This window comes from Streptomyces glaucescens (assembly GCF_002154375.1).
GTDB lineage: Bacteria > Actinomycetota > Actinomycetes > Streptomycetales > Streptomycetaceae > Streptomyces > Streptomyces glaucescens.
In genome coordinates, this window is sequence record NZ_MUND01000239.1 from 768 (window position 1) to 1,863 (window position 1,096).

1 protein-coding gene is annotated in these 1,096 nt (G+C 63.4%); it reads right to left on the reverse strand.

Annotated elements, in window-relative coordinates; translation table 11 throughout:
• Positions 1 to 1,096 (reverse strand): family 49 glycosyl hydrolase (locus CCN42_RS17165; protein WP_169731471.1); only part of this gene is annotated, 1,096 nt, incomplete at both ends.

The window sequence follows — 1,096 nt, forward strand, 5'->3', positions numbered from 1 at the left end:
GCCGCCGACGGTGTAGTTCTCCAGCTTCAGGCCCCGGCTGTCACGCGTCTCGTTGCCGAGGGTCACCTTCTGCCCGGCGGAGTTGGTGTATCGCTTGAGCAGGCTGACCTGCGAGGAGGCGTCGAGCTGGTTCCAGGCGTCGATCCTGAGGTTCTTGACGTGGATGTTCTCGGTGCTGGAGAGGGCGAAGACGCGGATCGCGCAGTTGGTCATGCCCTCGACGGTGATGTTCTCGAAGGTCATGTTCTTCACCCAGGCACCCGGGTCGGCCTTGGTGGTCGAGCCCATGTCCTCCCAGTGGGAGGAGGAGTTGAGGATGCAGGTGTTGTACTTGACGTCCTTCCAGTACATCCGGTTGTGGATGACGTGGGTGTTGCTCACCCGGACGTCGTCGATGTTGCGGGGGGTCCAGCCCCACTGGATGACGGGCCCGTTCTCGTTCTTCCAGACGACGGTGTTATCGATGTCGACGTCGCTGTGGTACATCTTCAGCACGTCGTCGTTGGCGTTGAAGAAGGTGTTCCTCATGGTGCTGCCGCGGTACAGCTCGATGCCGTCGGTCTGCCAGTACCAGGACCCGACCTGCTTGTAGTTGTCGACCCGCATGCTGAAGGTCTGCTCGTCGCCGTAGACCACGAAGGAGTGGTACGGCGGCTCGTTGACGGTCACGCCCTGCAGGTCCAGGTGCTGCTGGCGGCCCTGCGCGGACTGGAACTGCAGCATCTTCACGCAGCTGCTGTGGCAGTTGGAGGCGCCGGAGAGGTGGTCGTAGTTGTTGTTGGTGTCCGCCTCGTAGACGTACTGCTCACCGGAGAGCACGCCGTAGCCGGTCACCTTGTACAGGCCCTGGCTGTCGTCGGGGAAGCGGATGGCACCCTTCACGTACGCGCCCGGAGCGAGGTAGACCCACTTGACCTGCTTGGGCAGCAGCGCGTGGTACTTGGAGGTCATGTAGTAGGTGCCGGGACGGAAGTAGACGATCTCCTGGCTGATCGTGTTCAGGTTCGTGACCTGGCCCTGCGGCGGGTAGTAGATGCTGCCCGAGGACGCGGTCGGGATCAGCCGGTCCGCCTCCGCGCCGGCCGGCGCAGGCTCC